Consider the following 1,868-nt stretch of genomic DNA (forward strand, 5'->3'; position numbering starts at 1 on the left):
CGCCCTCAGTCGGGGTTTCGGTGCCGTCGCCGCCGGTACAGCCGGCCAGTCCGCCCACTCCCGCGACACCCAGCGCCTGCAGCCAGCGCCGTCGAGTGCTCGTTCCGTCGTCGTGCCGTCGGTCCGCAGTCGAACGTCTCACTGTACCGCGTTATTCCCAACGGGTATTGAAAGGACTTTCTAAATGCTCGAAGGTAATTCGACAAGTAGCGAACCTCTCACTCGGGAAAACAGTGGTTTGGGAACACAACACACGCAAAAATTCGGCGTCGTCACTCGCTATCGGCGGTGAACAGCGAAAGAGGTCACTTACTCGCCCTGATACAGCGGCGACCCGGTGTCGGTGCAGCCCGGCCGGCCGCAGACGCCGGCCTCGTCGCCCGCGCGCTCGACCCCGGACGCGAGCGACGGGAGTTCCCACGTCGGGTCGTGGCCCGTCTCGGTCCGATGCTCCTCGACGAACGCCCGGGCCACCCCCAGCGCGTCGAACGTCTCGGCGAGGCCACAGTCGTCGCAGGTGACCGTGACTCGATCGTCGCTCATTACCGGTACTACCCGGCCCGAACACTTAGCACCCGCGTCCCCGACTTTGCCGCGCGGTTCGCGAACGTGTTCGGCACAACTGGGAGCCGAGGGCCGGCCGGACTCCCCACGTATGCCAGCGACGAGCGTCGACGCCGAACGCACGTACAGCGACGGTCGGTTCACCGCCCGCGAGGTGTCGAGAACGACCCACAGCAAGACCGTCTGTGGCTACTTCGAGCCCGGGCAGTTCATCCCCGTTCACGCGCCCGACAGCGACGTGACCGTCGTCGTCCAGTCCGGGAGCGGTGTCGTCCGCGACGGCGAGCGGAGCCACGAGGTCGAACCCGGCTCGGTCGTGACGGTGCCCGCCGGCGAGGACCGCGGCGTCAAAGCCGGCGACGAGCGACTGGAGGCCGTCCTCGTGACCGCACCGCCGCCGAGCGATGCCGAGCACGACCCCGTCCGAAGGGGGATCCAGAACGACGAGTTCGAGCCGTAAGCTACCCTTCCTCGACGATCGCCAGCCGACGGGTGTAGCGTCGCACCATCGAGCCGTCCTCGTCCTGCAGCAGGACGGTGAACCGCTTCTCCCCCGCGACGGTCTCGATCTCGCGGTCGTGGATCGTGAACTCGTAGGGCGGATCCTCGTCCGTGAGTAGCCGGCTGTCGCCGCTCCGGACCTCGATCCGGTCGACACCGTCGGTCTCGCTCAGGTGACAGTGAACGGAGGTCCCGTTCTCCGTCGTCGACTTCGTACAGAGCAGGTCCGGGCTCACGTCGGCGCCGCTTGACTCCAGTGCGCTCTGGAAGTCGACGACCATCGGTCCGGCCGGGAACGTCCCCAGCACGACGACGGTGGCGAGAAACACCGCCAGCATCCCGTTGGGCAGTCGCTTCCCGACGGTCTGTCTGAGGCCCGGGGTCCGCCGCCACCGGAACGCGAGCGGGAGCACGACGAGGTGGTGGATCGGCCCGTAGACGATCAGCAGGAAGCCGTAGGCCATCGGGTAGCGCAGCACGCCGAGCCCGGGGTTGTACGAGTAGACGAGGTTCGAGCCGGCCCAGAGGAAGAAGCCGAAAAAGACCAGCCCGCCGGCTTTCAGCACCCGCCAACTGACCGAGTTGGCGTAGTACACAGTCTTGAGCGTGCTCCAGGCGCTGCCGACGAGGTCGCGGACGCCGACCGACGGCTCCTCGGCGTTCGACCCGTCGTCGCCGTCGGTAGAGTCGCCGCTCATCGTTACTCACCCTTCCCCGGCCGGTCGTGCTCCCCGGAGAGCCGGACTCGGAACGCCGCCACCCCGGCGCTCAGCCGGTCGGTGACGGGGCGCCACTCGCCGCCG

General features: G+C 67.9%; 3 protein-coding genes. 1 reads left to right on the plus strand and 2 read right to left on the minus strand.

Annotation, left to right across the window (positions count from 1 at the left end; all coding sequences use genetic code 11):
• Positions 1–309: 309 nt before the first annotated feature.
• Positions 310–543 (minus strand): DUF7542 family protein, encoded by a 234-nt coding sequence (locus ACFR9S_RS08390; protein WP_379818418.1) that lies wholly within the window; start codon positions 541–543, stop codon positions 310–312.
• A 112-nt stretch (positions 544–655) separates the two neighbouring features.
• Between ACFR9S_RS08390 and ACFR9S_RS08395 the strand changes: the two genes are divergently transcribed.
• Entirely contained in the window at positions 656–1,024 is a 369-nt protein-coding gene (locus tag ACFR9S_RS08395) for a cupin domain-containing protein (protein ID WP_379732764.1), read from the plus strand.
• A 1-nt stretch (position 1,025) separates the two neighbouring features.
• Here ACFR9S_RS08395 and ACFR9S_RS08400 read toward each other — a convergent pair whose 3' ends face one another.
• On the minus strand, positions 1,026–1,763 hold the full coding sequence (locus ACFR9S_RS08400; protein WP_379732766.1) for a hypothetical protein: 738 nt from the start codon (positions 1,761–1,763) through the stop codon (positions 1,026–1,028).
• Between the last annotated feature and the right edge of the window lie 105 nt (positions 1,764–1,868).

The organism is Halolamina salina, assembly GCF_042678005.1.
GTDB lineage: Archaea > Halobacteriota > Halobacteria > Halobacteriales > Haloferacaceae > Halolamina > Halolamina salina.